30 protein-coding genes and 1 pseudogene are annotated in these 26,758 nt (G+C 60.6%); 9 read left to right on the top strand and 22 right to left on the bottom strand.

What is annotated here, in order from left to right:
* Positions 1–754: 754 nt before the first annotated feature.
* The 3 genes from BMZ42_RS04145 to BMZ42_RS04135 form a co-directional block, all read right to left on the bottom strand.
* On the bottom strand, positions 755–1,018 hold the full coding sequence (locus BMZ42_RS04145) for a DUF2312 domain-containing protein (protein WP_091518937.1): 264 nt from the start codon (positions 1,016–1,018) through the stop codon (positions 755–757).
* Positions 1,019–1,098: 80 nt separating this feature from the next.
* Positions 1,099–1,407, bottom strand: coding sequence for a DUF1244 domain-containing protein (locus BMZ42_RS04140; protein ID WP_091518934.1), 309 nt, complete (start codon positions 1,405–1,407; stop codon positions 1,099–1,101).
* Between the two features lie 11 nt (positions 1,408–1,418).
* Entirely contained in the window at positions 1,419–2,216 is a 798-nt protein-coding gene (locus tag BMZ42_RS04135) for an N-formylglutamate amidohydrolase (protein WP_420492441.1), read from the bottom strand.
* 247 nt (positions 2,217–2,463) lie between these two features.
* On the opposite strand from BMZ42_RS04135, the gene BMZ42_RS04130 reads away from it, so the two are divergent.
* Together BMZ42_RS04130 and pyk are read left to right on the top strand one after the other, a co-directional pair.
* Positions 2,464–2,931, top strand: coding sequence for a DUF1036 domain-containing protein (locus BMZ42_RS04130; RefSeq protein ID WP_091519015.1), 468 nt, complete (start codon positions 2,464–2,466; stop codon positions 2,929–2,931).
* A complete protein-coding gene (gene pyk, locus BMZ42_RS04125) occupies positions 2,928–4,364 on the top strand; it encodes a pyruvate kinase (RefSeq protein ID WP_091518930.1) in 1,437 nt (478 codons plus the stop codon). Before BMZ42_RS04130 ends, pyk begins: the two co-directional genes overlap by 4 nt.
* A gap of 78 nt (positions 4,365–4,442) precedes the next feature.
* Here pyk and BMZ42_RS04120 read toward each other — a convergent pair whose 3' ends face one another.
* The 5 genes from BMZ42_RS04120 to BMZ42_RS04100 form a co-directional block, all read right to left on the bottom strand.
* Positions 4,443–5,027, bottom strand: coding sequence for a tetratricopeptide repeat protein (locus BMZ42_RS04120; RefSeq protein WP_091518928.1), 585 nt, complete (start codon positions 5,025–5,027; stop codon positions 4,443–4,445).
* Positions 5,028–5,092: 65 nt separating this feature from the next.
* Entirely contained in the window at positions 5,093–5,218 is a 126-nt protein-coding gene (gene ykgO / locus BMZ42_RS04115; protein ID WP_091518925.1) for a type B 50S ribosomal protein L36, read from the bottom strand.
* 122 nt (positions 5,219–5,340) lie between these two features.
* A complete protein-coding gene (locus tag BMZ42_RS04110) occupies positions 5,341–6,417 on the bottom strand; it encodes a 5-(carboxyamino)imidazole ribonucleotide synthase (protein ID WP_091518923.1) in 1,077 nt (358 codons plus the stop codon).
* Positions 6,414–6,911, bottom strand: a complete 498-nt coding sequence (purE, locus tag BMZ42_RS04105; protein ID WP_091518920.1) for a 5-(carboxyamino)imidazole ribonucleotide mutase — start codon at positions 6,909–6,911, stop codon at positions 6,414–6,416. The genes BMZ42_RS04110 and purE overlap by 4 nt, the downstream gene beginning before the upstream one ends.
* 17 nt (positions 6,912–6,928) lie before the next feature.
* Positions 6,929–7,132 (bottom strand): YdcH family protein, encoded by a 204-nt coding sequence (locus tag BMZ42_RS04100; protein WP_091519013.1) that lies wholly within the window; start codon positions 7,130–7,132, stop codon positions 6,929–6,931.
* A gap of 229 nt (positions 7,133–7,361) precedes the next feature.
* On the opposite strand from BMZ42_RS04100, the gene BMZ42_RS04095 reads away from it, so the two are divergent.
* A complete protein-coding gene (locus BMZ42_RS04095) occupies positions 7,362–7,538 on the top strand; it encodes a YdcH family protein (RefSeq protein WP_091519010.1) in 177 nt (58 codons plus the stop codon).
* A gap of 114 nt (positions 7,539–7,652) precedes the next feature.
* Here the strand turns inward: BMZ42_RS04095 and BMZ42_RS04090 are convergent, their stop codons facing one another.
* From BMZ42_RS04090 to BMZ42_RS04080, 3 genes are all read right to left on the bottom strand, one after another.
* A complete protein-coding gene (locus BMZ42_RS04090) occupies positions 7,653–7,922 on the bottom strand; it encodes an ArsR/SmtB family transcription factor (protein WP_091518919.1) in 270 nt (89 codons plus the stop codon).
* A gap of 31 nt (positions 7,923–7,953) precedes the next feature.
* Positions 7,954–9,249 (bottom strand): MFS transporter, encoded by a 1,296-nt coding sequence (locus tag BMZ42_RS04085; protein ID WP_091518916.1) that lies wholly within the window; start codon positions 9,247–9,249, stop codon positions 7,954–7,956.
* Between the two features lie 114 nt (positions 9,250–9,363).
* Entirely contained in the window at positions 9,364–9,558 is a 195-nt protein-coding gene (locus BMZ42_RS04080; protein WP_091518914.1) for a DUF1192 domain-containing protein, read from the bottom strand.
* A 105-nt stretch (positions 9,559–9,663) separates the two neighbouring features.
* Here BMZ42_RS04080 and BMZ42_RS04075 point away from each other — a divergent pair, with 105 nt between their 5' ends.
* Both BMZ42_RS04075 and BMZ42_RS04070 read left to right on the top strand, forming a co-directional pair.
* On the top strand, positions 9,664–10,671 hold the full coding sequence (locus BMZ42_RS04075; protein ID WP_244523144.1) for an NAD(P)H-quinone oxidoreductase: 1,008 nt from the start codon (positions 9,664–9,666) through the stop codon (positions 10,669–10,671).
* 177 nt (positions 10,672–10,848) lie between these two features.
* A complete protein-coding gene (locus tag BMZ42_RS04070) occupies positions 10,849–11,541 on the top strand; it encodes a DUF1013 domain-containing protein (protein WP_091518908.1) in 693 nt (230 codons plus the stop codon).
* A 50-nt stretch (positions 11,542–11,591) separates the two neighbouring features.
* Here BMZ42_RS04070 and BMZ42_RS04065 read toward each other — a convergent pair whose 3' ends face one another.
* The 3 genes and pseudogenes from BMZ42_RS04065 to BMZ42_RS04055 form a co-directional block, all read right to left on the bottom strand.
* Positions 11,592–12,281 carry a helix-turn-helix transcriptional regulator gene (locus BMZ42_RS04065; RefSeq protein WP_091518906.1) on the bottom strand — a complete coding sequence of 230 codons (690 nt, stop codon included), beginning with the start codon at positions 12,279–12,281 and terminating at the stop codon, positions 11,592–11,594.
* Positions 12,282–12,649: 368 nt separating this feature from the next.
* Complete coding sequence (locus tag BMZ42_RS04060) at positions 12,650–13,909, bottom strand: Hsp70 family protein (protein ID WP_091519008.1); 1,260 nt, start codon at positions 13,907–13,909, stop codon at positions 12,650–12,652.
* A 161-nt stretch (positions 13,910–14,070) separates the two neighbouring features.
* Positions 14,071–15,573 (bottom strand): annotated as a pseudogene (locus tag BMZ42_RS04055) (AMP-binding protein); the annotation flags it as partial.
* Between the two features lie 85 nt (positions 15,574–15,658).
* Between BMZ42_RS04055 and BMZ42_RS04050 the strand changes: the two are divergent.
* Complete coding sequence (locus BMZ42_RS04050) at positions 15,659–16,690, top strand: IS110 family RNA-guided transposase (protein WP_091519005.1); 1,032 nt, start codon at positions 15,659–15,661, stop codon at positions 16,688–16,690.
* 236 nt (positions 16,691–16,926) lie between these two features.
* Here BMZ42_RS04050 and BMZ42_RS04045 read toward each other — a convergent pair whose 3' ends face one another.
* The gene (locus BMZ42_RS04045; RefSeq protein WP_091518903.1) at positions 16,927–17,370 is read right to left on the bottom strand and encodes an acetyl-coenzyme A synthetase N-terminal domain-containing protein; all 444 of its coding nucleotides are present in this window, start codon (positions 17,368–17,370) and stop codon (positions 16,927–16,929) included.
* Between the two features lie 144 nt (positions 17,371–17,514).
* On the opposite strand from BMZ42_RS04045, the gene BMZ42_RS17925 reads away from it, so the two are divergent.
* Positions 17,515–17,670 carry a hypothetical protein gene (locus BMZ42_RS17925; protein ID WP_091518902.1) on the top strand — a complete coding sequence of 52 codons (156 nt, stop codon included), beginning with the start codon at positions 17,515–17,517 and terminating at the stop codon, positions 17,668–17,670.
* A gap of 85 nt (positions 17,671–17,755) precedes the next feature.
* On the opposite strand, the gene BMZ42_RS04035 is transcribed toward BMZ42_RS17925, so the two are convergent.
* From BMZ42_RS04035 to tkt, 4 genes are all read right to left on the bottom strand, one after another.
* Entirely contained in the window at positions 17,756–18,646 is an 891-nt protein-coding gene (locus BMZ42_RS04035) for a fructose bisphosphate aldolase (RefSeq protein WP_091519002.1), read from the bottom strand.
* A 323-nt stretch (positions 18,647–18,969) separates the two neighbouring features.
* Positions 18,970–20,163 carry a phosphoglycerate kinase gene (locus BMZ42_RS04030; RefSeq protein WP_091518899.1) on the bottom strand — a complete coding sequence of 398 codons (1,194 nt, stop codon included), beginning with the start codon at positions 20,161–20,163 and terminating at the stop codon, positions 18,970–18,972.
* A 21-nt stretch (positions 20,164–20,184) separates the two neighbouring features.
* The gene (gap, locus tag BMZ42_RS04025; RefSeq protein WP_091518896.1) at positions 20,185–21,195 is read right to left on the bottom strand and encodes a type I glyceraldehyde-3-phosphate dehydrogenase; all 1,011 of its coding nucleotides are present in this window, start codon (positions 21,193–21,195) and stop codon (positions 20,185–20,187) included.
* Positions 21,196–21,452: 257 nt separating this feature from the next.
* Complete coding sequence (tkt, locus tag BMZ42_RS04020; RefSeq protein WP_091518893.1) at positions 21,453–23,444, bottom strand: transketolase; 1,992 nt, start codon at positions 23,442–23,444, stop codon at positions 21,453–21,455.
* 255 nt (positions 23,445–23,699) lie between these two features.
* Between tkt and BMZ42_RS04015 the strand changes: the two genes are divergently transcribed.
* Together BMZ42_RS04015 and BMZ42_RS04010 are read left to right on the top strand one after the other, a co-directional pair.
* The gene (locus BMZ42_RS04015) at positions 23,700–23,972 is read left to right on the top strand and encodes a DUF4164 domain-containing protein (protein ID WP_091518891.1); all 273 of its coding nucleotides are present in this window, start codon (positions 23,700–23,702) and stop codon (positions 23,970–23,972) included.
* 10 nt (positions 23,973–23,982) lie between these two features.
* Positions 23,983–24,354 (top strand): cell division protein ZapA, encoded by a 372-nt coding sequence (locus tag BMZ42_RS04010; protein WP_091518889.1) that lies wholly within the window; start codon positions 23,983–23,985, stop codon positions 24,352–24,354.
* Between the two features lie 2 nt (positions 24,355–24,356).
* On the opposite strand, the gene BMZ42_RS04005 is transcribed toward BMZ42_RS04010, so the two are convergent.
* From BMZ42_RS04005 to BMZ42_RS03995, 3 genes are read right to left on the bottom strand one after another with little or no spacing between them, the layout of a single operon-like run.
* Entirely contained in the window at positions 24,357–24,659 is a 303-nt protein-coding gene (locus tag BMZ42_RS04005) for a CcdB family protein (RefSeq protein ID WP_091518886.1), read from the bottom strand.
* Complete coding sequence (locus BMZ42_RS04000) at positions 24,659–24,898, bottom strand: type II toxin-antitoxin system CcdA family antitoxin (protein ID WP_420492436.1); 240 nt, start codon at positions 24,896–24,898, stop codon at positions 24,659–24,661. The genes BMZ42_RS04005 and BMZ42_RS04000 overlap by 1 nt, the downstream gene beginning before the upstream one ends.
* A 52-nt stretch (positions 24,899–24,950) precedes the next feature.
* Positions 24,951–26,756 carry an ABC-F family ATP-binding cassette domain-containing protein gene (locus tag BMZ42_RS03995; RefSeq protein WP_091518881.1) on the bottom strand — a complete coding sequence of 602 codons (1,806 nt, stop codon included), beginning with the start codon at positions 26,754–26,756 and terminating at the stop codon, positions 24,951–24,953.
* Positions 26,757–26,758: the final 2 nt, after the last annotated feature.

The following is a 26,758-nucleotide window of genomic DNA, read 5'->3' as shown; positions in this document are numbered from 1 at the left end:
AGAACATTCACACCTAGGCACCAATCATCTTGCGACAATCAACGCCCTGGTAGACTATATTCTCTCAAGAAAACGTGTCCGCCAAAGTCTCTGTAAGGAACCCTTCAAGCCCGAAAGCTTTCCGAGTTCCGCGAGCCTCTGCCGCCCACGTTTCTCTTTCTTCTATATGCAATTGTCAAAGAACAGACACTGAACCGTGTCACGAGCCTCAGCCTTCCGGCCTCAAACCCATCGAGCTTCACTTGCGCGTCACTCTGAAATCTCGCCCAACTCAGCAAGTCAGGGACAAACCGTCCCGCTCGCCAGCAGCGTCGCCGCCGTCGTTGGTGAGGCGTATATAGGCGACACCAACTCAAACCGTCAAGCGCTATTTTCAAAAAATCCGCAACTTTCCGAGCCTTACACGGTGACGCAACGGCGTCCGCCACCTTACGCGCTGGAAAACTCCCCAGCCACCAGACCAAAGCCCACAGCAGGGAAAAGTCGCCGGTCGCGACCCACTCTATATAGGGAGCACATCGCGCAGCTTTAAGAGGTGCCTCGAAAACGGTCCAAGACCAACTCCTATATAAAGGAACCGCGGGGCGTTAAGGGATGTCGGACCGGCCCAGCTGCCGGCGGGAGAGCGGCAGAGAATCACAATCGGGGTCGATCGGTGATGCTGGCCTGCTCGCAGGCGCCATTCGGGCCTACACCAGCATAAAGAAAAATCCCGGATTGTTGCCTGCTGCATCAACCCGGGATCCGTTTCAGTTCAAACCATGCCCAACGCAGACATGTAGAGGTCGATCATTGCCTCTTCTTCTTCACGCTCTGCGCGATCCTTCTTGCGCAGGCGAATGATCGTGCGCATCGCCTTGGTGTCGAAGCCGGTGCCCTTGGCTTCGGCGAAGACTTCCTTGATGTCGTCTGCGATGGTCTGCTTTTCTTCCTCGAGGCGCTCGATGCGCTCGATGAAGGCGCGCAGCTGGCCAGCAGCGACGGTGTTTGCGGATTCGCTGGTGATGTCGTCAGCCATATCTGTTCTCCGGATTCAGGCAGCCGCGCGAGTCGGCGGCAAGCGGTGTGGCGCTTGGTTGCCCGACGTGGATCGAAGAATCAATGATCTTTTGGCTGGTTCTGCGCAAAGGCCGCCTGCTTTTCGACAGACGCCTCGGTCTGGTGCTGCTCGCGCCACAGCTCATAGGGCATGCCATAGATGATCTCGCGCGCCTGCGCCTTGTCGAGCGCAACGCCGGCTTCATCTGCTGCCTCGCGATACCAGTTCGACAGGCAGTTCCGGCAGAATCCGGTCAGGTTCATCATGTCGATATTCTGCACATCCGTGCGCGCGCGCAAATGGCTAACCAGTCGGCGAAAGGCCGCAGCCTCGAAATCGCGCTGCTGTTCGTCACTGAGCTTGGTCATGATGGCTCTCCTCAAACGGGACCGGTCCTCGATCCATATTGTCTTACCACATGCATATCAGGCATCGCATTAATCGCTTCAAGCATCGGCGCGAGGCGGCTGGCCCAGCTTGCGGCACCCTGCGGGTCAGTGATCAGGTCTTGCCGCACCTCGATCAGGACGTGCGCATAACCATTGACGATGGCATGACGGAACATGGTGTCGCCACGCAGTGCGCCATCATAAGGCTCATTGTCGCCAACCACCAACTGCGGATCATTGCGCAACATCTCCAGTAGCGGGTTCACGGCGCGCTCGTCCTTGTCCCAAAGTATGCCGACATGCCATGGGCGCGGTGCCCTGCCCTGTAGTGCCGGCGTGAAAGAATGCAGCGAAACGACAAGAGGTGCCTCGCCCGTTTCCGCCGCGACCGAAGCGATCGCAGATCCGACAGCGTCATCGTAAGGGCGATAGTAGCGCTCAAGCCGTCGCTGACGCTCTTCGCCGCTCAAAGGATAATTCGCCGGGATCACGGTGCCGTCATAGAGCTGCCTGATCAGCGTCGGATCGTCCTCGCCACGGTTCGGATCGATCAGCAAGCGCGAGAAACGCGCCATCACCGCCGGAACGCTCATCTGCGCGGCAAGCGCACGGGTGAGCGCCTCTATCCCGATATCATAGGCGATGTGACGCTCGAATTCGGAAGCAGGCAGCCCGAGATCACCATATTCTGCCGGAAGCTCCCGCCCTGCATGATCCGCCACGAGCACCATCCCTTTCGCGCGGTTGCCGTCCAGGAACTCGAAAGGTGCAAACAGGGCGTCACGCATCATGACTGGAAGACTCCGTTTCATCCGATACTTGTTTTCTCTTTCATGAACCGTGAAAACGCGCAATGCCGTCATCTTGCCAGACCTGCGGTCGATAGGGTTGGTCCTTGGCGATCCGACAAATGATGATCTAAATCGGTTCGCCAAGGCCGTCGGCGCGCGTTGACATGCGAACACACTTCTCCGAAAAGGGGTTACACAAGTGATTTCACTGGTGAGGATCATGAAAACGGCAACGTTGAAGGCAATGCGTCCCCGCCTTGCGGCAGGCATCGCTGCGACAGGTCTGGCAATCGCCGGCAGCGCATTCTGGGCAAGCCCCGCTCTGGCAGATTTCCGGGTCTGCAACGCGACACAGAGCCTGGTTGGCGTGGCCATCGGCTATCGTGCGCAGACAGGATGGGTGACGGAAGGCTGGTGGCACATTGAAGGTTCCACCTGCAAGACGCTGATCGAAGGGCCATTGTCCTCGCGCTATTACTATCTTTATGCCGAAGACGCCGAACGCGGCGGACGCTGGGACGGCCCGGTCAACATGTGCGTGGCCGAGCGCGAGTTCAAGATCGCGGGAGCCGGCGACTGCTTCGCGCGCGGCTTCCAGCGTTCCGGCTTCGAAGAATATGACACACGGGAACAATCGAGCTGGATGGTCCAGCTCACCGATGAGCCAGCAGATGGCGGCGCACCCGCCATTACCGGAACAGGCAATCAATGAGACGCAGCCGCAAGGTCAAGATACTAGCCACCCTCGGACCCGCTTCCTCCGAGGAAGACATGATCCAACGACTTTTCGAAGCCGGCGCGGACGTGTTCCGCATCAATATGAGCCATACCAGCCACGACATGATGCGCACGCTTGTCGAGCGCATTCGCAATGTTGAGGCCAAGGTCGCGCGTCCGATCAGCATTCTGGCCGACCTGCAGGGACCCAAGCTGCGCGTGGGCAAGTTCGCCGACGGCAGCGAGGAACTGGTGCCCGGACAGACCTTCACCCTCGATGAGGATGAGACCCCCGGCGACAGCACACGCGTTTACCTGCCGCACCCCGAAATCATTCGCTCCGTCAAACCCGGCGACCGCCTGCTCATTGACGATGGCCGCCTGCAGCTCAGGGCAACTGCGGCAGATGGCAAGAAAATCGTTTGCGAAGTGGTCACGGGCACGCGCATCAGCGACCGCAAGGGCGTCAGCCTTCCAGACACTGACCTGCCCGTTGGAGCCCTGACCGACAAGGATCGCAGCGATCTCGACGCAGTGCTGGCCACTGGCGTCGACTGGATCGCGCTTTCCTTCATCCAGCGTCCTGAAGACATCGCCGAGGTGCGCAAGATTGCCCGCGGGCGCGCCGGCATCATGTCCAAGATCGAGAAGCCACAAGCGGTCACCCGTCTGGCCGAAATCATCGAGCTGTCCGACGCCTTGATGGTTGCACGCGGCGATCTGGGTGTGGAGATGCCGCTTGAGGCGGTCCCAGGCATCCAGAAACAGATCACCCGACTGGCGCGACGCGCCGGCAAGCCGGTGGTCGTGGCCACTCAGATGCTGGAATCGATGATTTCTGCGCCGGTCCCGACCCGCGCCGAGGTGTCGGACGTTTCGATCGCCGTCTTCGAAGGCGCGGATGCCGTGATGCTGTCCGCCGAATCGGCGGCGGGCCAATATCCGGTCGAAGCCGTCGCGATGATGAACTCGATTGCCGAGAAGGTCGAAACCGATCCGCTTTATCCCGGCATCATCAACGCACAGCGTTCCGAGCCGGAAGCCACTGGTGCGGATGCGATTTCGCTGGCGGCGCGACAGATCGCCGAGACGCTCAACCTGTCGGCTATCGTCACCTACACTTCGTCGGGCACAACCGGCCTTCGTGCCGCGCGCGAGCGCCCTCAGCAGCCGATCATCGCCTTGTCGCCCGTGGTTGAGACCGCGCGTCGCCTGTCTTTGGTCTGGGGCACGCACTGCGTCGTGACTGAAGACGCCCGCGATCTCGACGACATGGTCGACCGGGCCTGTCGCATCGCTTTTGAGGAAAATTTCGGCAACGCGGGCGATCGCATCATCATCACCGCAGGCGTGCCGCTGGGAACACCGGGAGCGACCAACATGCTGCGCATCGCCTATATTGGCGCCGACGGCAAAGGCGGTCGCTGACCGCTCTCAGCGGGTATTGAACCGGCTCTGGATCGCGGTGGCATTCCCTGAGTGCCGCCGCATTCTTTTGGGGCCGGATCAGATCCCCTGCCCGCTCGCCTCGTCCGCAAGGCGTCCAAGCTCGGTCTGCGCCTCGCGCATCATCGGATAAACATCGAGCAGGCGCTCATATGCGCGAATCGCGGCGTCGGTGCGCTGCGTCTCACTCAGGATCGTGGCCAATCCCGCCAAAGCGCCAAAATGACGAGGCTCCAGTTCCAGCACCCGCTCCAGATCTGACATCGTCTTGCCGTAGTCGTTCATGCCGAAATGCACCGTAGCGCGGCGGTTCCACCCTTCGGCGAAACCGGGAGCCAACGTGACGACCTGATCCAGCAGATCAAGCGCAACGTCGTTCTTCTTGTCGTCGACCGCTTTTTGCGACCATTGCATCAGCAGGTCGACGGAAGCGCTGCCCGAATGTGACCATTCCTGCACGATCCGCGCAGCAACGCGCGCAGCCGCTTGCTCATTGCCCGCCCGCTTGAGGTCGCCGAACAACTGCTCGATGCGTTGAGAGGGCGGGGCGACGAGGACACTGGATGAGCGACTGCCCGTCTGTGCCAGTGCGCCGGTCGCCATGCAGACCAGAATGAGAAGGCTGAAAACAGAAACGCTCCGCATGCGAGGATGATGATCCTTGCAACGCGGAGCGTCAAACTGAATTTCGCGTTATAGGCGCGAGGGGATTAGCCCTGGCGAGCCTTGAAACGCGGCGCGCTCTTGTTGATGATGTAAACGCGGCCCTTGCGGCGAACCATGCGGTTGTCGCGGTGACGGCTCATCAGCGCCTTGAGTGAGTTCTTGATCTTCATCGGTCCAGCCCGTTCTTCAATGCCCATGCTGGGCCACAAAAATGGCACGCGCGAGGCGTACCGAAACTGCGTTGGCTCTTAAACGAGACTCGCGCAGGCTGTCAACCTCACCCGACGCAGAGTCAGCGCTTCAAGCGCGTAAAATGTCCCATTTTTCTGCCAGCACGCGCTTCGGCCTTCCCGTAAAGGTGCATGACCAGATCCGGTTCCGCCATCAGCGAGGCAACGCGGGCGATATCGTCACCGATGAGGTTTTCCATCACACAGTCGGAATGCCGGCGCGGATTGCCAAGCGGCAGACCGGCAACGGCGCGGATATGCTGCTCGAACTGCGACACAGCGCACGCCGCCTCCGTCCAGTGCCCCGAATTGTGAACGCGCGGCGCAATCTCGTTGGTCACGATCGACCCGTCACCCAGAACGAAGAATTCAACGCCAATCACGCCGACATAGTCCAGACCGGCAGCGATGGCAGACGCAGCGGCGCGGGCCTGTGCCAACGTCTCGGCAGAAGCTGTCGCCGGAACCGTGGAGGTGTGAAGAATACCCTGCAGATGGACGTTTTCGGCCGGATCATACGCGACCACCGAGCCATCCATGCCCCGTGCGGCAATGACTGAAACTTCGCGCTCAAATGGGACGAACGCTTCCAGGATCAGCGGTACATTGCCCATAGACGCATGGACGCCGGCGGCGTCGCTGGGCTTTGCGTCGCGAAACAGCCGCTGGCCCTTGCCGTCATAGCCAAGCCGACGCGTCTTCAGAACGCCATTACCGTCAAAGGTCTCAAGCCCCGCCGCCAGATCGGCATCGCTGTCGACGGCAACAAAGTCAGCCGTGGCGATGCCCATTGCGTTGAGCGTCGTCTTTTCGACCAGACGGTCCTGCGCCACTTCCAGCGCGCGCGCAGGTGGATACACCGCCACCTTGTGTGCAAGCGAGACCGCCGCTCCGACCGGCACGTTCTCGAACTCGTAAGTCACCACCGCACAGTCGCGCGCAAGTTCCTCAAGCGCCTGCGCATCGTCGTAGGCGGCCACGATTTGCCGCGTTGCAACCTGCGCTGCCGGACAATCAGCCTGTGGCTCCAAAATGATCGTCTGATAGCCCAGCCGTGCAGCGGCCATCGCCAGCATGCGTCCGAGCTGACCGCCACCGATGATGCCGATAGTAGCCCCTGGCAGAAGCGGCGTGCTCATGCGTCGTCCGACGGGCGTTCTGCCACATTTGTCGTCTGGGCTTCGCGATAAGCATAGAGGCGCGTCGCAAGCCCCTCGTCGGAAAGCGCCAGCACTGCCGCGGCCATCAGGGCAGCGTTGACCGCACCGGCGCGGCCGATCGCCATCGTGCCGACTGGCACGCCGGCAGGCATCTGAACGATCGACAGCAGCGAATCCTGTCCCGAAAGCGCCTTCGATTCGACCGGCACGCCAAACACCGGCAGCGGCGTCAGCGATGCGGCCATACCTGGCAGATGCGCGGCACCGCCGGCACCGGCTACGATGACCTTATATCCGGCAGCTTTGGCCCCGCTGGCAAAATCGAACAGCCGCTTGGGTGTGCGGTGCGCTGAAACGATAAGGCTTTCGTAGGAAACCCCGAGCGCATCGAGCGTCTCAGCGGCATTGCGCATTGTCGCCCAGTCGGACTGGCTGCCCATGATGATGGCAACCTCAGCGGCTTTGCTGGCCATAAGTATCTGCGTCTTTCTCAGGCAATGATATCGGGAATGATTTTATCTTCGAGCTGCTGCAACCGATCTTTCAGCGTCAGCTTCTTCTTCTTCATCCGCTGGATCTGAAGCGGATCACAGCCTTGCGCCACCATCGCCACGATCGCGGCATCGAAGTCGGCGTGCTCCTGCTTGACCTTTGCAAACTCGAGGCGAATCTCGGCTTGTTCCTGTTCCGACATGCTCATCCGTCTGCTGTCTGCGGGTGCAGTGCACCGCTCGGGAAGGTTTGGGGGCGAACATGCCCGACAACGCTTCAACTAGCATGTTTCGGTCGAGCGGGAAATGGCGCTCAATCATCAATCGACAAGCCACAATTCAAATGGCAGACTGTCATCGTGCTGTCATGAAGGGCGGCGTGAAAGCTGCCGATTGCCAGTGCGATGAGAAACCATGAAGGGAGAGCCTATCATGTCTCTTGCATCCCATCTTGCGGAGCTGCAGCGTAAGCATGGCGACATCGAACGTCAGATCGATGAAGCCATGACAAGTCCATCTTTCGACGATCTCGAGCTGATTAAACTGAAGCGACGCAAGCTGGCCCTCAAGGATCAGATAGAAAAGCTCAGAGTGCCGACAACGCACTGAACCATTCGCCCGGCGACGGTCGTCATGACGCTCGCCCGGCCCCCTCAAAGAAGACCGACTGCCGGTGGCGCTTTCGCGGCGCCATCGGTGCGAGGGACGAACTGACATGCAGCTTCAGTTCGGGTCTTCCCAGAACTGATCCAGCCACAGATTGAGTTTCAGAAAGCCGTCCGCATTGATCGAATAGATGCGGCGCGTTCCACGCGAACTTGCGTTGACCAGCCCGGTATCGAGCAACACCTTCAGGTGTTGAGACACAGCAGGGCGGGAAATCGGCAGCCCTTCCGCCATTTCTCCAACCGTTTTTGGCCCACGCCTGAGCTCTTCGAGCAGGTGGCGGCGGTTGCTGTCTGCAATGGCCATGAAAGCGTCAGACTGGATCATGTGCCAGTTTAGACCCGCTGCAGCAGGGAACTCAATCCGTCTTCTGGATGACCGGCCTCGCCCCGTCGTCCTTCATCACAGCGCTGTCGCCATCGCTGTCGCTGCGCGGGTCCAGAAGCCCCGCCTGTGGCGTGACCGCGCGTTCGGCGGGAACCACCTTGAAGGCGTCGCGTTCCTCGATCGGCACAGGCGCGCGCGCACGGACCCGCAACAGCGCATAAATCGCCAGCAGCAGATGCGGCACGGCTGTTGCGAGAAAGAGGCTTTCCGGCGCCATGCGCGCCATCAAGAGGGCACCAAGAACCGGTCCGATCATGGTGCCGAAGCCGTAGAGCAGCAACAGACCGCCCGACACCATCACAAAATCTTCGGTGCTGGCATGGTCGTTGGCATGCGCCACTGCAATCGAATACAGAGTATAGGCGAGCGCGCCGTAGGCCGCTGTCTGAACCATGATCCACATCACCGAGCGCGGGGCAAAGGTGAAGGCTGCGAGCCCCACCATGGCGCAAAGAAACGCCGCGCCCGACAGGACATAACGGCGATCCGTGCGATCCGAGATGCGTCCAATCGGCATCTGTGAAAAGGCACCGCACAGAACCACGATACTCATCATGGTCGCGACTTCAGCGGTGGTGATACCGGCGCGCGCGCCATAAACTGCGCCAAGGGTTCCCCATGCTCCGTTGGCCACGCCAATCAGCACGCAGCCGACCGCGGCGACAGGCGAGTTTGCGTAAAGTTTGCGGATGTCGAGCCTGACCCCCGCCAGCGGCTTCGGACTGGCGGAAGAAGATACCGATACCGGTATCAGCGCTGCGCAGAAGAAGATGCCGGCGGCAAGGAACAGCGTCTGATTGCCGATATCCGCAATCGTAATGATCATCTGGCCGCCGGTAATCGAGACATAGGTGACCATCATGTAGAGGCCGAACACCGTGCCACGAGTTTCGTTGGTCGCGCGCTCGTTGAGCCAGCTTTCGATCACCATGAACGCGCCCGCCATGGTGAACCCTGTACCAGCGCGCAGCACAATCCAAACCACTTCATCGATCCAGAGCCCGGTCAGGAGCGCGATGATGGCGCCTGATGCGGCAATGGCGCCGAATGCCCGCACATGCCCTACCCTTCGCACCAGCCAAGGCGCAAAGAAGCAGCCGGCCATGAAGCCGGCGGCATAGGCCGTACCAAGAAGGCCGAGCGTTGCGGTCGAGAACCCTTCAGCCTGTCCGCGCAGCGGCAGGAGCAGGCCATGCAGGCCTGCCGCTGCCAGCAGAAAGCCGGTACTGCTCAACAGCGCAAGGATTGGACGGTAAGTGGCGAGCATGGAACGCAATGAGCCTTTCAAGCGACCGGGCGCGAATCATCCGGCACGGGAAAACCGGGCCATCATAGTGCCGAAGCTGCGCCAAAGATGAGGCATGCCGGGTCAGGAATTATTCTACACGCGACGAAAGAACGCTTCGGCAGCCTGCCTGCTGGATCCCTTCGCGGCCAGCGCTTCTGTGAGCCGCTCAATCTCGAGGCGCAGTTGCCCGATACGCTCTTCAAGATCATCAACCGAAAGTTCCGAGAGATCTTGTCCGAGAACATGGACCGGGATCGTGCTCAGGGGTTCGTCGTCAAACAGCGCCATGTCAGTGTCTCCGTTTTGCCTCCGTGGCGGGGAGCTTACATAACGGATAGGGTCGGAGGCAAATCATCGACCCGCCTGCTTCAGGATTGCGACAGGAATAGATCAATGAGCTCACACAGCGTTCCAGACACCATGACCGCCATCGCTATCACCGAGCCGGGCGGGCCACTTGTGCTCAAGGCCCAGCGACGCGACGTGCCAGAGCCGAAGGCCGATGAGATCCTCATCAAAGTCCGGGCGGCTGGCGTCAACCGGCCCGATGTTTTCCAGCGCAAGGGCGCATACCCGGCACCGAAGGGCGCTTCCGACCTGCCCGGCCTGGAGGCGGCCGGCGAAATTGTCGCTGTCGGCGCAAATGTCCGGCGCTGGCGGGTCGGCGATACCGTCACAGCGCTCACCGCTGGTGGCGGCTATGCAGAATATGTTACCGTGCATGAAAGCAATGCGCTGCCGATCCCGCACGGGCTGACCTTCACCGAAGCCGCTGCCATTCCCGAAACCTTCTTCACCGTCTGGCACAATGTCTTTCAGCGTGGTGGCTTGAAAAAAGGCGAGAGCTTCCTTGTTCACGGCGGCTCGTCCGGCATCGGGACGACGGCGATCCAGCTTGCCTCCGCCTTCGGGGCGTTCGTCATCACGACCGCCGGCTCCGCCGACAAATGCGCGGCCTGCGTGCAGCTTGGCGCCGACCGCGCCATCAATTATCGCGAGGAAGACTTCGTCACAGCTGTCAGAGAGGCGACGAATGGCAAGGGCGTTGACGTCATCCTCGACATGGTCGGCGGCGATTATGTCGACCGCAACTATAGCGCAGCCGCCGAGGACGGCCGCATCGTCCAGATCGCCTCACTTGGCGGTGCGCAGGTGAGCGTCAATGTCTCCCGCCTGATGGCCAAGCGGCTCACGCACACTGGTTCGACGCTGCGTCCGCGCTCTATCGAATTCAAGGGCGTGATCGCTGCGGAGCTGGAAGAGCAGGTATGGCCTCTGCTCGCCGACCGTCGCGTGGCCCCTGTGATGGACATGATTTTCCCCTTGCGGGACGCTTGGCGGGCGCATGAACGCATGGAAGAAGGCGACCATATCGGCAAGATCGTGCTTGATGTTTCCTGACACAAGTCTGGTTTCGCACAGAATGTGACAGGTAAATCGTCGAACTATTGTCAAATCACGTGGCTTTTCGTTGCGAATGAGCGCGAATAGCGCTATATGCGTCCCTGATTTTCCCAAATTGGTGGCTCTGCCCACCGCCCGCGGCAGGGACGCGGGCGAACGAGAAGGATTTTCTCTATGGCCAATACGCTTCTGATGCCTAAGGCGACCGCGGTCTGGCTCGTCGACAATACGGCTCTGTCGTTCGATCAGATCGCCCAGTTCTGCAAGCTGCATCCGCTTGAAGTGAAGGCTATTGCCGATGGCGAGGCGTCTCAGGGCATCAAGGGCATGGATCCCGTGATGACCGGCCAGCTGTCGCGCGAGGAAATCGCCAAGGGCGAGGCGGATGTCAATCACGTCTTGAAGCTTTCGGAGCCGAAAGTGCGGGTGCCTGAATCCAAGCGTCGCACGACACGCTATACACCGCTGTCCAAGCGCCAGGATCGTCCAAACGCCATCCTGTGGCTGGTCAAGAACCATCCGGAACTGAAGGATGCGCAGATTTCCCGCCTCGTCGGCACCACCAAGGCGACGATCGAGCAGATCCGCGAACGCACCCATTGGAACTCGGCCAACCTGACGCCAATGGACCCGGTGACGTTGGGCCTGTGCAGCCAGATCGACCTGGACCTGGAAGTCCAGCGCGCCTCGCGCGGTCTGCCGCCAGCACCTGCTGCGGGCGAGTCCCTGCTGCCAGCTTCGGTTACCGAAACGATGGAAGTGCACGACCGCAACCCTGACGGCTATGACGACGAGCTCGATGCCGACGCGGTCTTCGCCAAGCTGTCGTCGCTCAAGTCTGCAACGCCGGACGAAGACGAAGAATAGGTCTCGTCAGCAATAAATGATCTGAAAGTGCCGGCGAGATGCCGGCATTTTCATATCCGCTCGTGATTTTCAATCGTGCGGTAATAATCGACCAACTGCTTGCCCCGCTCGGGCTTGAATACCTTGCCGGTGCGCTCGATGGCGGCAATGCGATCGATCCGGAAGGCGCGGAAGTCATGGCGCAACTCACACCAGGCGACCAGCGTCCACACCTTGCCCCAAAACCATAGCCCGAGCGGTCGCACGTCGCGCGCCGACGTCTGGCCAGCCTCGTCCGTATAGGCCAGCCGCAACACGTCGCGCTCATCGATTGCGCGCTCGAGCAGGTCGATAGAGCGGCGTGACGCGTCATCGACGACCCAGTCCGGCATGTGGATCTCGGTGCGCGACAAGCGCAGCTTTTCCTGTCCCGGCAGCACCGCACCGATTTTCACCAGCGCCTCTTCAGCCGCCCGTGCCATTTGTGCGCCCCCGAAGGCACGAACCATGCGCGCGCCAGCGACCAGCGCAACGATCTCGTCACGGGTGAACATCAGCGGCGGAAGGTCGTAACCTTCTCTCATCAGATAGCCGACGCCCGCCTCGCCATCGATCGGTACGCCAGTCGACTGCAGGTCGGCGATATCGCGATAGATGGTGCGCTCGGACACTTCCAGCCGTTCGGCAAGCATCCGCGCCGTGACCAGTCGTCCACCCCGCAGGTTCTGGACTATCTGAAACAGGCGGTCGGCACGGCGCATGACGGTCAATCCTCAGGGCAGCATGGGGCGGATCGCCGTTATGCCATCCCGCTCCTGACAGCATCCTGTCAGGAGGCTGGCAGAAGTGCCACCCGATAACGCACATCGTCAGGCACCAGTTCCTGCACGCCGCCCATGTGACGGCTCCGCCACATCCTCTGGCCAGCCAATATCAGTGTGAAGATAGGGCGGCAGGGAAGACACCGGGATGCGTCTGCGACTTGGCTGCCATGGCAGACATTTGCGAACTTCAGCGACAAGCAAGGCTAACAGCGACACGCGAAACATGGCTCCGGATCTCCTCCTTTTGAGGAGACCACAATCGCACATGGCTGCCGACAGCCTGCTGTCAGCAGCCTCAGCCCTTGTCAGCCAAACCGCCGCGCCGCATCGACCGCAAGGCCAAGTCCAACAGCCCCGAACCGGTCTGTCTGGGTCACTCGCGCATGGGGAAAGCGCGTCTCGGCGATGTTGCGGACAAGTGGCACCAAGGCACCGCCACCGGTCATCACCACAGTATCAATCTCCGCTGACGTCACACCTGCCAGTTGCAACGCCTCGTCCATGGCTACGCCAATTCTGACGCTCAACTCGGAGCAGGCAAGATCAAACTCCTGCCGCCCCACCCGCACCTGCAGGGACAGGCCGGGCTCGACCAATGAAATCACCGCGTCCATCGCGTCGGTCAGTTCGATCTTCGCGCTCTCAACCTGCGCGGCGAGCCTGTGACCGGAACGGTTTTCAAGGAGATGTTCGTAGATATCGAGCTTATGTGGCTCTGCCGCCTCGCGCTTCAGGGCGGCAATGTCGCGCATCGTCTTCGGCGTATAGAGCAGGTTGATCTTGTGCCACGTCGCCATGTCGTTGAAATACCAGACGGGCAGTTGACGCTTGCCGTCCTTGGTGAGGCTTCCAAGCCCCATTTCCGGCATCACTTTTGCGATGTTGAGCTGGCGGTCAAAGTCGGTGCCGCCGACATGAACGCCCGAGGTGCTCAGGATGTCGTCGCGCCGGTCCATCGCGCGGCTGCGCTCAGGCGACAGACGCAGCACCGAAAAGTCCGAAGTACCACCGCCAATGTCCATGACCAGCGCCAGCGATTCGGCGTTGAGTTCGCGTTCGAAATGCATCGCCGCCGCGACCGGTTCGAACTGGAACTCGATATGCTTGAAGCCTTCGGCGCGGGCTGCCTCCTCCAGCTGGTTCTGTGCCGTGCGATCGGCTTCCTCATTGCCATCAATGAAGTAGACCGGGCGGCCCAGCACCACGGCATCCGGCGCGCTGCCCTGATGCGCCTCGAGTTGCTGGCGCAGATTGCGCAGGAACCGGCCAATCAGGCCCTGGAAGGTCATGCGCTCGCGGCCGACCTGCGTCGTCTCCTTCATCAGGCTGGTTCCCAGCACCGATTTCAGCGCCCGCATGAAGCGGCCTTCGGCCCCATCCATATATTCGTGCACTGCGGAGCGTCCGAAATGGACGCTGCCATCTTCAAGGCTGAAGAACAGCGCGGAAGGAATGGTCAGGTGCTCGCCTTCGGCGGGGATCAGGAAAGGCGCCTCTCCGCCGGCGCAAAGGCCGACAGTCGAATTGGTGGTGCCAAAGTCGACGCCACAATGAAAACCGGACATGAAAACTGCTCGCATGGCTTCGCTGCAGACGCAGAAAACGCCGGTGCGAAGAAAATTGGGAAGGGGTCGCCCGTCTACCCCATCAGCTCCGGAAATGGAACCCCAAACCAAGCTCGGGAAACGCCTGCCGAGACCGGCAGGCGCCCCTCAACCTTCACCTGTCAGACGCCGATGCCCTTGCTGCGCAACGCTGCGCTGATTTCGTCGAGGACCGCGGGGTCATCAATCGTTGCCGGCACGGCCCAATCGTCGTGGTCCGCGATCTTCTGCATCGTGGCACGCAGGATCTTTCCCGATCTGGTCTTGGGCAGACGCGAGACGGTCACCACCGACTTGAATGCGGCAACCGGCCCGATGCGCTCGCGCATCAGCGCAACCGCCTCGCGCTCGATTTCAGCTGCATCACGTGAAGCGCCCGCGTTCAGGACGACAAAACCGCAAGGAATCTGGCCCTTCATCTCGTCATGAATACCAACGACCGCACATTCGGCGACGTCCGGGTGCTCGGCCAGGACTTCCTCCATCGCGCCGGTCGAAAGACGATGACCGGCAACGTTGATGATGTCGTCCGTACGCGCCATGATGAACAGGTAATTGTCGTCATCGATATAACCGGCATCGCCAGTCTTGTAGTAGCCGGGAAACTCACTGAGATAGGAATCGACAAAGCGCTGCTCGGCCTGCCACAGCGTCGGCAGGCAACCGGGCGGCAAGGGCAGCTTGATCACGACATTGCCCAGCGTGCCACGCGCAACCTCGGTGCCGCTATCATCCACCACCCGCACGTCATAGCCCGGCATCGGCACCGCCGGCGAACCATACTTCACCGGCAGCTGACCGAGGCCAACCGGGTTGTGGCTGATCGGCGATCCGGTTTCCGTTTGCCACCAATGGTCGATCACCGGCACGCCAAGCTGGGCCTCTGCCCATTTGACCGTTTCGGGGTCAGCCCTTTCGCCGGCGAGAAACAGCGTGCGGAACGTCGACAGATCATATTTGCGAACGAACTCACCCTTGGGGTCTTGTCCCTTGATCGCGCGGAACGCCGTCGGCGCGGTGAACAGTGCGACGACCCCGTGGTCCTCGATCACGCGCCAATAGGTGCCAGCATCCGGCGTTCCTACCGGCTTGCCTTCAAACAGCACTGTTGTGCAGCCGTGGAGCAACGGCGCATAGACGATGTAGGAATGGCCCACGACCCAGCCCACATCCGACGCCGCCCAGAAAACCTCGCCCGGCGCGATGCCGAACTCGTTCCACATCGACCATCTCAGCGACACCAGATGGCCGCCTGTGTCGCGCACCACGCCCTTTGGCTGACCGGTGGTGCCTGAAGTGTAGAGGACATAGAGCGGATCGGTCGCGGCCACCGGCACGCACTCCACCTCTGCGCCGTCGGCCTTCGCCTGCGCCACCGCATCGGCGTAATCGATGTCTCGCCCTGCTACCAGCTCGCAACCCTGCTGCTCGCGCTCGAAGATCACGCAGCGTTCCACCTTGTGGTTCGCCATTTCGATCGCAGCGTCGAGAAGCGGCTTGTAGGCAACGATCCGCCCCGGTTCGATGCCGCATGAGGCGGAGACGATCAGCACCGGCTTGGCATCGTTGATGCGCGTGGCGAGCTCTTTCGCTGCAAAGCCACCGAACACCACCGAATGAACAGATGGAGTGGTTGCCGCCCTACCCATCCGACAATTCCTGTTGGAGGATTGTCGGCCTAGTTCCGCCAAGATGGGAAGGACGGCGAAGATGACGACGGCGACAATGATTGGGATCGACCTGGCAAAGAACGTATTCCAAGTGCATGGAACTTCGATGACAGGCGAACTCAAGTTCCGCAAGAAGCTATCGCGGATACACTTCCGCAGTTTTATGTCGGGGCATCCAAGAGCAATCGTGGTGATGGAAGCCTGCGGCAGCGCACACTATTGGGCTCGTGAGATAGCCAAATACGGCCATGAGGTAAAGCTGATCGCACCTCAGTATGTGCGGCCTTTCGTGAAGCGCCAGAAGAACGATGCTGCGGATGCCGAAGCGATTGTTATCGCTGCACAGCGACCTGAGATGCGTTTCATCACGCCGAAGGCAGAGGAACAGCAAGCGAGAGCGCTTCTTTTCCGTGGAAGAGAACGACTTGTGCGTCAGCGCACAGAGCTAGTGAACGCACTGCGCTCGGTCCTTTACGAATTCGGGCATCCGACCCCGCAGGGCATCGTGCATTTGGCGCGGGTTGAAGCGATCGTCGAGGCCGAGAACAGCGATCTTCCAAGTCTGGTTCGCGAAGAGTGCCGCGATCTTCTCCTGCAGATTTGCGAGAAGACGCAGCGGATCGAGGCCAGAACTAAACAGATTGGCGCTTTGGCAACACAGACGGATACTGCGCGCCGGTTGCAAACGATGCCAGGGGTGGGTCCGGTGAGCGCGTTGGCCGTTGAGGCCTTCGCGCCGCCAATGGAGAGCTTCCGACGCGGTCGAGACTTCGCGGCGTGGTTGGGCTTGGTGCCACGGCAGCATTCGTCAGGAGGAAAAGAGCGTCTCGGGCGCATCTCGAAGGCCGGACAGGCCGACATCCGGCGGTTGCTGATCATGGGCGCGATGTCTCGATTGAACTGGCTCGGGCGAAAGAAGATTCCAGATGGGTCATGGCTGTCTCGGATGCTGGCCAGAAAGCCGAGAATGCTTGTGGCGATCGCGTTGGCGAACAAAATGGCGCGGGGGATCTGGGCCATGATGACGAAGAAGAAGGATTATGAGAAACCGGCACAGTCTGCGTTTGCGTGACAGAAGTGCAGCACGAGGCAGATTGGTTCCGGTAACGGAGGTGTGAGAAGTCGACGACCCATATGGGCAAAATGATCGAACAGATCTGGATCAGGAAAACCAGTTCGGGGCTAGGAGCCATTCAGCTCGCTGAATAGATTTGGACCTGATCCGCTGATCACCATATCGGCCAGCGGCTTCGAAAGTGCCGCATGTGAAGGCCTGACAGAAGACCGCACTCGATCACACCCAATGGCTCATAAACTTCTTGCATCACGGGCGGCAACCACAGAAGCCCCGAGACGCGCACAGGCAAGCATTGCAAACACGGCCTGCGGGATCATCGGCATGTAGATGATGACAATGTCACCCTTGCGCACGCCCTGCGCCCGCAGCACAGCGGCCAGCGCCACGACTTCCTCCTGCATCTGCAGATAGGTGAAACTGCGCTTGGCTCCCGTCACCGGGCTGTCATAGATCAGCGCCGGCTGATCAGCGCGGCCATTGGCAACGTGTCGGTCCACGGCGTTGAAACAGGCGTTGCAGGTGCCATCGACGAACCAGCGCCCAAACGCGCCCTGTTCCGGGTCGAAAATTCTGGTCGGCTTGTTGACCCAGTCGATCTGTTCGGCTGCTTCGGCCCAGAAAGCTTCCGGGTCTTTCTGCCAGGCGGCATATACTTCCTGATAACGCGATGGCACTCCAGTTTCCTCCCTGTGTTCTCGCAATCTGGAGTATGTGGCGCTCGTAACCCAGCGTCCAGAGCGCACGGCATGCAAAGCCACTTTGACACAGGGGCGCGTTACTGCTCAAACGAGCCGAATTGCATCCAAAGGCGCTCGCGCATGACCAAAATATTGTCGCTCGTGATCATTGGCCTGATGGTCATCCAGATCATAAAGCCGCTGGGCCTGCCCGGCCTCAAGCGGCGCGCTGACTTCTGGAAGCTCGCGGTCATGGCGCTGGCGCTCATCGTGGTCACCGCCGGGCTCAGCCACTAACAAAGCGAGCGACGCCGCGGATCATCCGCAGCGTCGCCCTCAATTCTGACCGGCCGCTTTCGGCAGCCGGTTGAGCTTTACAGCATCAGGCCTTGCGGGAGGCCTCGAAGATGCTGTCGATCGCCGAGCCGAGCATTGCGTCAAATTCGGCGTCGCTCTGCTTTGCCGACAGGCCTTCGGTCAGCGCGCGCGAGAAGCTGGCGATCATACCGTCATTCTGAGCCAGCATGGCGTTGGCGTCATCACGCGAATATCCGCCCGACAGCGCCACCACACGCATCACGCGCGGATCGTCGATCAGCGGCTTGTAGAGATTGGCCTTGGTCGGCAGCGTCAGCTTGAGCATGATCTGCTTGCCTGCCGGAACCTTATCCAGATTCTTCTGGATCTCGGCGAGAAGAATATCTTCAGCCTCCGCCTTGTCAGCAATCGAGATGGTCACTTCCGGCTCGATGATCGGCACAAGGCCGTGGCCAAGGATCTGGTTGCCCACTTCGAACTGCTGCGCCACAACGGCGGCAATGCCAGCAGGATTGGCGGCATCGATCACCGAGCGCATCTTGGTGCCGAAAACGCCATGCGCCACTGCGCGCTCCAGCAGCGCGTCGAGTTCCGGCATTGGCTTCATCAGCTTGACGCCGTCCTTCTCGTCGGCAAGGCCCTTGTCGACCTTCAGGAACGGAACCACGCCGCGCTTTTCCCACAGATACTGCGCCGTAGGCGTGCCGTCGACGTCGCGGTCCATCGTCTGCTCGAACAGGATCGCACCCATCACCTTGTCGCCGGTGAAGGCGGGCGACTTGATGATGCGCGTACGCATCTGGTGGATCAGATCGTACATCCCGGCCTCATCCGACCAGGCGCCTTCCTCGACACCGTAAAGTTTGAGGGCCTTGGGGGTGGAGCCACCCGATTGATCGAGCGCGGCGATGAAGCCATCCTTGCCGGCAGCCTGTGCCGTCATAGCCTGCACCATGTCGTCGCGACGTTCGCTCATTACAGCCTCCTTATTTTTGCTAATGACAGCGGCTTAGCAGAAGCGACAATTGAACGGAATGGAACCGCCTATTTCGAATCGATTGAAAGCAATTTCAAATGTTTAAGTAACAGGCGCGGGTAACCACCCATGCAGTCTTGCTTCCATCGCGGCCTCGCGACTGGCACATGTCACACCAGCAACGCAATAATGCGCACGCAATCCTGATGCGCAGGCTGATTGCAAGTATAGAATGAAATCATCTTGAGATGCAGCGCGGTCCGACAATGTCACCGGACCCGCGCAGAATTTTCAGCCGCGCCTTATTTCGACAGCGCGGTCACGCCCGGCAAGTCCTTGCCTTCCATCCATTCAAGGAAAGCGCCGCCAGCCGTGGAAATATAGGTGAAGTCGTCGGCAACGCCTGCATGGTTCAGCGCAGCGACCGTATCGCCGCCACCAGCCACAGAAACCAGCTTGCCGGCCTTCGTCTCCTCAGCCGCGAATTGTGCTGCCGCAACCGTCGCCGCATCAAATGGCGCGATCTCGAACGCGCCCAACGGGCCGTTCCAGACCAGAGTCTGCGCCTTGGCGATCCAGCCATTGATCGCTTCGACGGTCTTTGGGCCGACGTCGAGGATCATGCCGTCGGCGGGCACGGCATTGACGTCGACGACCTCATTGGCGGCATTCGCCTTGAATTCCTTTGCAACCACCGCGTCGGTCGGCAGCACGATAGCGCAACCTGCCGTCGCCGCCTCGATCATGATCTGCTTGGCGGTCGCCGCCAGATCGTGCTCGCACAGCGATTTGCCGACATCGGTACCGCGCGCGGCCAGAAAAGTGTTGGCCATGCCGCCACCGATCACCAGCGCATCGACCTTTTTGACGAGGTTCATCAACAGGTCGATCTTGGTCGAAACCTTGGCCCCGCCGACAATGGCGACAACCGGCTTCACCGGCTTGCCAAGGCCCTTTTCCAGCGCCTCCAGTTCGGCCTGCATCGTGCGACCGGCATAGGCCGGCAACAGACGCGCCAGTCCTTCCGTCGACGCATGCGCGCGATGCGCGGCAGAAAAGGCGTCGTTGACATAGACATCGCCATTGGCGGCCAGTGCCCTGGCAAATTCTGCGTCGTTCTTTTCTTCGCCCTTATGGAAGCGCGTGTTTTCAAGCAGCAGCACGCCGCCGATCTCAAGATCGGCGACAGCCTTTTCCGCCTCGGGCCCGATGCAATCGGCGGCAAAAGCAACCGGCTTGCCAAGCACTTCTTCGGTTGCCCGCGCGATCTGCGCCAGCGAGAATTCGGCGTTGGGCTCGCCCTTGGGGCGGCCGAAATGGGCGAGAAGAACAACCTTCGCGCCCTTGTCGCTGAGTTCGGTGATGGTGGGCGCAACACGCTCGATGCGCGTCGTATCGGTGACGTGACCGTCCTGCATCGGCACGTTCAGGTCTACACGGACCAGAACCCGCTTGCCGGAAACGTCGGCGTCGTCGAGCGTGTGGAACCCAGCCATCTTCACTTCTCCACTATGCGATCAGGCGAATGTCTTCGCGAATGCGATGGCGGTGTCAGCCATGCGGTTCGAGAAGCCCCATTCGTTGTCGTACCACGACATCACACGCACCAGATCGCCGTCGATGACCTTGGTCTGGTCGAGCGCAAAGGTCGAGGATGCCGGGTTGTGGTTGAGGTCGATCGAAACCAGCGGCTCATCTGTATAGGCAAGAACGCCCTTCAGCGGGCCATCGGCGGCAGCCATCAATGCTGCGTTGACTTCCTCGACCGTCACCTTGCGGCTCGGCACGAACTTGAAATCCACCACCGAAACATTCGGGGTCGGCACGCGGATCGACACGCCATCGAGCTTGCCGGCAAGTTCCGGCAGCACCAGGCCGACGGCCTTGGCCGCACCGGTCGAGGTCGGGATCATCGACACCGCTGCAGCGCGGGCGCGATAGAGATCCTTGTGCATCGTGTCGAGGGTCGGCTGGTCGCCCGTATAGGCGTGAACCGTGGTCATGAAGCCCTTGGTGATGCCGAACGTGTCGTTCAGCACCTTGGCGACCGGCGCCAGGCAGTTGGTGGTGCACGAAGCGTTGGAGACGACGATGTGCTCCGAGGTGAGCTTGTCGTGGTTGACGCCATAGACGACGGTCAGATCGGCATTGTCAGCCGGAGCCGACACCAGCACGCGCTTTGCGCCTGCCTTCAGATGCGCCGACGCCTTCTCCTTGGAGGTGAAGATGCCCGTGCATTCCATCACGATGTCAACACCAAGCTCGCCCCATGGCAGATTGGCAGGATCGCGCTCGGCAAATACCTTGAAAGAATCCGAACCGACCTGGATGGTGTTTCCGTCGACCTTCACTTCGCTCGGGAAGCGGCCATGCACGCTGTCATAGCGCAGCAGATGTGCGTTGGTCTCAACCGGTCCGAGATCGTTGATCGCAACGATGTCGATGTCCTTGCGACCGCTCTCGTAGATGGCGCGAAGGATGTTGCGGCCGATGCGGCCAAACCCGTTAATAGCGACTTTTACGGTCATGAAGCGGTCTCCCGAGTGCTGAAAAAGCTCTTTCAGGCTACGCAAACGCCAAGGTTTGCGGCCAACTGAGCGTTCCATAGCGGCGCACCGAGGAAGAATCCAGCGCCTGCCCGGATAAAACCGATTAGAGCGACTTCTGGCCCAATGGAAACCCGCAAACCCCTGTGGATGCAGCCGCAAAACACAAGCGGGAGCAGCCGTTTTGCGTTCACCTGAACGCGGCTGCTCCCGCTCGAATGATTGGTCCCGTTACGGGCTTATGCTTTGGCGAGCTTGCCTTCGACAGCAGCCACAATCGCCTCGGCAGTGATGCCGAAATGCTTGTAGAGATCCTCGATCGGCGCGCTGGCGCCAAAGCCCGTCATCCCGACGAACAGACCATCAGAACCGATGATCTCGTCCCAGCCCTGGCGAATGCCTGCCTCGACGGCCAGCTTCACCGGCGCTGCGCCAAGCACCGATGCGCGATAGGCATCGTCCTGCTTGCGGAACAGCTCGAAGGACGGCACCGAAACGACGCGGGCTGGAATGCCCTTGGTTTCAAGCACAGCACGTGCCGCAACAGCGATCTCGACCTCCGAACCGGTGGCAAAGATCGTAGCTTTTGCGTCGCCGCTGGCAGCCTCAAGCTCATAGGCACCCTTGGCCGACAGGTTCTCGTCCGAATGCGTCGTGCGCAGGCTCGGCAGGTTCTGACGGGTCAGAGCGAGCGTCGAAGGCGCGGTGCTCGACTCCAGCGCGATCTGCCATGCCTCGGCAGCTTCCACGGCATCAGCCGGGCGCAGCACGAGATGGTTGGGGATCGCCCGCAGCGCGGCCAGATGCTCGACCGGCTGGTGGGTCGGGCCGTCTTCGCCAAGACCGATCGAATCGTGGGTCATGACGAAGATCGAACGGATGCCCATCAGCGATGCAAGACGCATCGACGGACGTGCATAGTCCGAGAAGCACATGAAGGTACCGCCATAGGGGATGACACCGCCATGCAGCGCCATGCCGTTCATCGCCGCAGCCATGCCGTGCTCGCGAATGCCGTAATAGACATAGCGGCCCGAATAATCGCCCGGCTTGATCGGGCCGGTCTGGCTGGTCTTGGTGTTATTGGAGCCGGTCAGGTCAGCCGAGCCGCCAATCGTTTCCGGCAGCATCGCATTGATGACCTCAAGCGCCATTTCCGACGACTTGCGCGTTGCCACCTTCGGCTTGTCTTCCGAAAGCGTCTTCTTGTAGTCGACGATCATCTGGTCGAAACCGGCAGGCAGATCGCCCTTCATCCGGCGCTCGAACTCGCCCTTGGTGATCGCGTCGGCATCGCCGAAACGCTTTTCCCACGCAGCACGCTTGTCTGCGCCACGCGCACCGGCTTCACGCCAGGCGTTGAGGACATCGTCCGGCACCACGAACGGCTCGTAGTCCCAGCCCAGCGCCTTGCGTGCGCCGGCGATTTCTTCGGCACCGAGCGGCGAACCATGCGCCTTGCTGGTGCCGGCACGGGTCGGCGCACCGAAGCCGATCGTGGTCTTGGCAGCGATCAGCGTCGGACGGTCCGACTTCTGCGCCGTCTCGATTGCCGCCGCAATAGCTTCGGGATCATGGCCATCGACTGCCAGCGTATTCCAGCCGGAGGCTTCGAAGCGCTTGCGCTGGTCGGTCGAATCCGACAGCGAGATCTCGCCGTCGATGGAGATGTTGTTGTCATCCCAGAACACGATCAGCTTGTTCAGCTTCAAATGGCCTGCCAGCGAGATCGCTTCCTGGCTGATCCCTTCCATCAGGCAACCATCGCCAGCCAGCACATAGGTGTAGTGGTCGACGATCTTGTCGCCGAAGCGTGCATTAAGGATGCGCTCGGCCAGTGCCATGCCGACGGAATTGGCAAGCCCCTGCCCCAGAGGGCCGGTCGTCGTCTCGATGCCGGCGGCATAGCCATATTCCGGGTGACCCGCGGTCTTGGCGCCCAGCTGGCGGAAATTCTTGATCTGGTCGAGATCGATATCCGGGTATCCGGTCAGATAAAGCACCGAATAAAGCAGCATCGAACCGTGGCCAGCCGACAGCACGAAGCGGTCACGATCTGCCCAGTTCGGGTTCTTCGGGTCAAAGTTCAGGAAGCGCGTAAAGAGCACAGTGGCGATATCCGCCGCTCCCATTGGAAGGCCGGGGTGGCCGGAATTCGCCTTTTCAACCGCATCCATGGAAAGGAAACGGATCGCATTGGCCATGCGGTCGTGCTGTTCACGTGTGGTCATGATCGCTCGCTCTTTTTCAGCGCAGAAAAAAGGCCCTGAATGGCCCGGAAAGCGAGGCGACACATAGCACTCACGCGCCCCGAGTCAACGTCAACTGCATGTTTCCGGGCTGCTTTGAGCCGCTATCCCGATGATTGACGGGGGATAGAGTCTCAGGGCGCGTTGACGCTGCTTTGCCATGGCGCTTAATGTTTCTTGACTAAAGCGCTGGTAAAGCGTGCGATTCGGCACCAGGCCGGGGCTGGAACGGAAGCGATGACCGGGGAAGCCACCCTTAAAGAAGTTATTTCCCGCCTCAGCCGGGCGATGGAGGTGCTCGAAGACGCGGTCGCCGCCCGTCTGGAGCGCGAGCAGGATTACGGCGAGGCCGAAGCCGAGGTCCAGCGCATGAACGCCGACCGCGCCCGCCTCGCCAACGAACTCGACAATTCCGAAGCCCGCGCCGACCGCCTTGAAGAAGCCAACAAGGAGGTCTCACGTCGTCTGGTGACGGCGATGGAGACGATTCGCGCCGTACTCGACAGATAGGAGAGGCCCAATGGCGCAAGTTACGGTCACGATCGACGGAAAGTCCTATCGCATGGCGTGCGACGAGGGGCAGGAAGAGCATTTGATCGGCCTTGCCGAGCGCTTCGACCGCTATGTAGGCCACCTCAAGGGCTCGTTCGGCGAAATTGGCGACCAGCGGCTGACCGTGATGGCGGGCATCATGGTGATGGACGAACTCACCGAACTGCAAAAACGGGTCGTCGGTATGGAAACCGAAATCGCCACCCTGCGGAAGACCCGCGACGAGGCCCTCACCAAGGCTGACAAGAATGACGCCGCGCTGACCGGCGCTCTGTCAGGCCTTGCCGAGCGCATGGAAGGCCTTGCCCACAAGCTCAATGCCGACGGCGTATCGCGTTAACGTCAGAACCCCTGAAACAGCAGATCGAGCGCGGCAGTGATTTCGTCGCGATGGAGCGCGAGATTTGCAACACGCACCTTCAAAACGCCTGCAGGAACTGCCAGCATCAGTTGCGTATGCATCACGTAACGTCGCTCATCGATGATGAAGACAGGGTTCAACCTTTTGACCGGCGCGGTCGCGGGTTGATGGGGCAACAGCGGCACGGCAACCCGTGTGTCGAACTGATCCAACAAATCAGCCTGAACATCGAGCAGCAGGTTCTCGCTTCCCCGTGGATCACGGTAGACATCGAAACGTGCCATCAAAAGCCACGATATTCCGAGAACGGAAGACCTTCCTCTTCGAAATATCGGTTCCAGCCTTCAATCGCCTCGCGGTTCTCTTCCTGCCAGGCCCGCGCTTTTTCTCTGCGCACCGCCTCGGCGATGCCGGCTTCCGCCGCGCGCGAGACATTGACCGACAGCGCCTTGGCCTCGGCGAGCAGCGCCGCGTCGATGGAAAGGTTGGCAGCTTTACGGATCGATGGCGCTTCGTTTTTCACGATCTTGCTCCCGGTTCGTGCGCAAAGAGTATGCGCACGATTGTGGAGAAAGTCAGCCCTCGATCTCTTCGCGCAGCATTTCCAGCTCCAGCCATTCCTCTTCCATGGCTGTCAGCTTCGTGCGCAGCCCGTCGATCTCCGCCGCAACTTTCGCAAAGCCTTGCGGATCGCGGACATAGAAGGCCGGGTCAGCAATCTTTTCTTCCAGTTTGGAAATCTTGGCCTCGTTCTCGGCCATCTGCTTGGGCAGGTTCTCAAGCGCGAATTTCTGCTTGAACGACAGCTTGGTCACCGGCTTCGGCGCGGTTGCTGCCGGCGCCTCCTTGCGAACTGCTTCGTCCTTCTTGCGCGCGCCGCGCTCGATCAGCTTCTGCCCGCCGCGCTGCGCCAGCATGTCGGTGTAGCCGCCGGCATATTCGATCCAGCGCGCTTCGCCATCCGGCGCAATGATGCTGGTGACCGTGCGGTCGAGAAAATCACGATCGTGACTGACCAGAAGCACCGTCCCGGCATAACCGGCCACCAGTTCCTGCAGCAGGTCGAGTGTTTCCATGTCGAGATCGTTGGTCGGCTCATCGAGCACCAGAAGGTTTGCAGGTCGCGACAGGATGCGTGCCAGCACCAGCCGCGCGCGCTCGCCACCAGACAATTCACGCACCGGCGTGCGCGCCTGTTCCGGCTTGAACAGAAAGTCCTTCATATAGGACACGACGTGCTTCTGCTCGCCGTTGACGATCAGACTGTCACCACGCCCGTCGGTCAGATAGTTCGCCAGCGTTTCCGCGGGATCCAGCTCGCGCTTCTGATCGAGCGCGGCGATCTCCAGATTTGCTCCCAGCCTGATGACACCGGAATCGGGCGCCAATTCGCCAATCAGCATTTTCAGAAGCGTGGTCTTTCCCGCCCCATTGGGACCGACGAAACCGACACGGTCTCCACGTTGAATGCGCGCGGAGAACTCCTTGACGACCTCGCGCTCGCCAAAGCTCTTGCTGATCGCTTTCGCCTCAATCACCAGCTTGCCGGACTCAGCCGAATCTGCCGCCGTCAGCGTTGCGACGCCCTCTGCGCCGCGATGATTGCGGAACCGGTCGCGCATCGAGTGCAATTCCCCGAGACGGCGCATGTTGCGCTTGCGGCGCGCCGTCACGCCATAACGCAGCCAATGCTCTTCGCGCTCGATCTGTCGCCCGAGCTTGTGGTGGTCGCGTTCTTCTTCTTCCAGAATCTGATCGCGCCACTCTTCGAAATGCGCAAATCCTCTGTCGAGTTTGCGTGTGACGCCACGGTCGAGCCACACCGTCGCGCGTGACACCCGCTCGAGAAAACGGCGGTCGTGGGAGATCATGATCAGCGCCGACTTGGTGCGCTGCAACTCGTCTTCCAGCCACTCGATGGTGGACAGGTCGAGATGGTTGGTCGGCTCGTCGAGCAAAAGGACATCCGGCTCCGGTGCCATGACGCGCGCCAGCGCTGCCCGCCGTGCCTCACCGCCAGAAAGATTGCGGGGATTTTCATCGCCCGTCAGCCCCAGACTTTCGATCAGGTAGATCGCGCGATAGGCGTCATCCGCCGGCCCCAGCCCTGCTTCGACATAGGCCCGCACAGTCTCATAGCCTTCAATATCCGGCTCCTGATGCAGATAGCGGATGGTCGCGCTCGGTTGGCGGAAGATCTCGCCATCCTGCGCCTCGACCAATCCGGCGGCAATCTTCAGCAGAGTCGATTTGCCGGAGCCATTGCGTCCCACCAATGCGATTTTTTCGCCAGCGGAAGCAATGAGTTGTGCGCCGTCCAGGAGTGGCGTGCCACCAAATGTAAGCTTGATACGATCGAGAGAAAGAAGTGGTGGGGCCATGA

The organism is Aquamicrobium aerolatum DSM 21857 (assembly GCF_900113935.1).
Lineage (GTDB): Bacteria > Pseudomonadota > Alphaproteobacteria > Rhizobiales > Rhizobiaceae > Aerobium > Aerobium aerolatum.
This window is presented reverse-complemented; position numbering and strand designations above follow the sequence as displayed.

What these genes read in the sequence shown, in the direction of transcription:
- BMZ42_RS04085 (WP_091518916.1), bottom strand. Translation starts at nt 9,249, where the DNA reads ATGCTCGCCACTTACCGTCCAATCCTTGCGCTGTTGAGCAGTACCGGC.
- BMZ42_RS04130 (WP_091519015.1), top strand. Translation starts at nt 2,464, where the DNA reads ATGCGTCCCCGCCTTGCGGCAGGCATCGCTGCGACAGGTCTGGCAATC.
- BMZ42_RS04145 (WP_091518937.1), bottom strand. Translation starts at nt 1,018, where the DNA reads ATGGCTGACGACATCACCAGCGAATCCGCAAACACCGTCGCTGCTGGC.
- BMZ42_RS04100 (WP_091519013.1), bottom strand. Translation starts at nt 7,132, where the DNA reads ATGTCGGAACAGGAACAAGCCGAGATTCGCCTCGAGTTTGCAAAGGTC.
- BMZ42_RS04005 (WP_091518886.1), bottom strand. Translation starts at nt 24,659, where the DNA reads ATGGCACGTTTCGATGTCTACCGTGATCCACGGGGAAGCGAGAACCTG.
- BMZ42_RS04015 (WP_091518891.1), top strand. Translation starts at nt 23,700, where the DNA reads ATGACCGGGGAAGCCACCCTTAAAGAAGTTATTTCCCGCCTCAGCCGG.
- BMZ42_RS04060 (WP_091519008.1), bottom strand. Translation starts at nt 13,909, where the DNA reads ATGTCCGGTTTTCATTGTGGCGTCGACTTTGGCACCACCAATTCGACT.
- BMZ42_RS04030 (WP_091518899.1), bottom strand. Translation starts at nt 20,163, where the DNA reads ATGGCTGGGTTCCACACGCTCGACGACGCCGACGTTTCCGGCAAGCGG.
- BMZ42_RS04070 (WP_091518908.1), top strand. Translation starts at nt 10,849, where the DNA reads ATGGCCAATACGCTTCTGATGCCTAAGGCGACCGCGGTCTGGCTCGTC.
- BMZ42_RS04095 (WP_091519010.1), top strand. Translation starts at nt 7,362, where the DNA reads ATGTCTCTTGCATCCCATCTTGCGGAGCTGCAGCGTAAGCATGGCGAC.
- gap (WP_091518896.1), bottom strand. Translation starts at nt 21,195, where the DNA reads ATGACCGTAAAAGTCGCTATTAACGGGTTTGGCCGCATCGGCCGCAAC.
- tkt (WP_091518893.1), bottom strand. Translation starts at nt 23,444, where the DNA reads ATGACCACACGTGAACAGCACGACCGCATGGCCAATGCGATCCGTTTC.
- BMZ42_RS04065 (WP_091518906.1), bottom strand. Translation starts at nt 12,281, where the DNA reads ATGCGCCGTGCCGACCGCCTGTTTCAGATAGTCCAGAACCTGCGGGGT.
- BMZ42_RS04090 (WP_091518919.1), bottom strand. Translation starts at nt 7,922, where the DNA reads ATGATCCAGTCTGACGCTTTCATGGCCATTGCAGACAGCAACCGCCGC.
- BMZ42_RS04080 (WP_091518914.1), bottom strand. Translation starts at nt 9,558, where the DNA reads ATGGCGCTGTTTGACGACGAACCCCTGAGCACGATCCCGGTCCATGTT.
- BMZ42_RS03995 (WP_091518881.1), bottom strand. Translation starts at nt 26,756, where the DNA reads ATGGCCCCACCACTTCTTTCTCTCGATCGTATCAAGCTTACATTTGGT.
- BMZ42_RS04110 (WP_091518923.1), bottom strand. Translation starts at nt 6,417, where the DNA reads ATGAGCACGCCGCTTCTGCCAGGGGCTACTATCGGCATCATCGGTGGC.
- purE (WP_091518920.1), bottom strand. Translation starts at nt 6,911, where the DNA reads ATGGCCAGCAAAGCCGCTGAGGTTGCCATCATCATGGGCAGCCAGTCC.
- BMZ42_RS04050 (WP_091519005.1), top strand. Translation starts at nt 15,659, where the DNA reads ATGACGACGGCGACAATGATTGGGATCGACCTGGCAAAGAACGTATTC.
- BMZ42_RS17925 (WP_091518902.1), top strand. Translation starts at nt 17,515, where the DNA reads ATGACCAAAATATTGTCGCTCGTGATCATTGGCCTGATGGTCATCCAG.
- ykgO (WP_091518925.1), bottom strand. Translation starts at nt 5,218, where the DNA reads ATGAAGATCAAGAACTCACTCAAGGCGCTGATGAGCCGTCACCGCGAC.
- BMZ42_RS04035 (WP_091519002.1), bottom strand. Translation starts at nt 18,646, where the DNA reads ATGGTGCAGGCTATGACGGCACAGGCTGCCGGCAAGGATGGCTTCATC.
- BMZ42_RS04010 (WP_091518889.1), top strand. Translation starts at nt 23,983, where the DNA reads ATGGCGCAAGTTACGGTCACGATCGACGGAAAGTCCTATCGCATGGCG.
- BMZ42_RS04140 (WP_091518934.1), bottom strand. Translation starts at nt 1,407, where the DNA reads ATGACCAAGCTCAGTGACGAACAGCAGCGCGATTTCGAGGCTGCGGCC.
- BMZ42_RS04135 (WP_420492441.1), bottom strand. Translation starts at nt 2,216, where the DNA reads ATGCGTGACGCCCTGTTTGCACCTTTCGAGTTCCTGGACGGCAACCGC.
- BMZ42_RS04120 (WP_091518928.1), bottom strand. Translation starts at nt 5,027, where the DNA reads ATGCGGAGCGTTTCTGTTTTCAGCCTTCTCATTCTGGTCTGCATGGCG.
- pyk (WP_091518930.1), top strand. Translation starts at nt 2,928, where the DNA reads ATGAGACGCAGCCGCAAGGTCAAGATACTAGCCACCCTCGGACCCGCT.
- BMZ42_RS04075 (WP_244523144.1), top strand. Translation starts at nt 9,664, where the DNA reads ATGAGCTCACACAGCGTTCCAGACACCATGACCGCCATCGCTATCACC.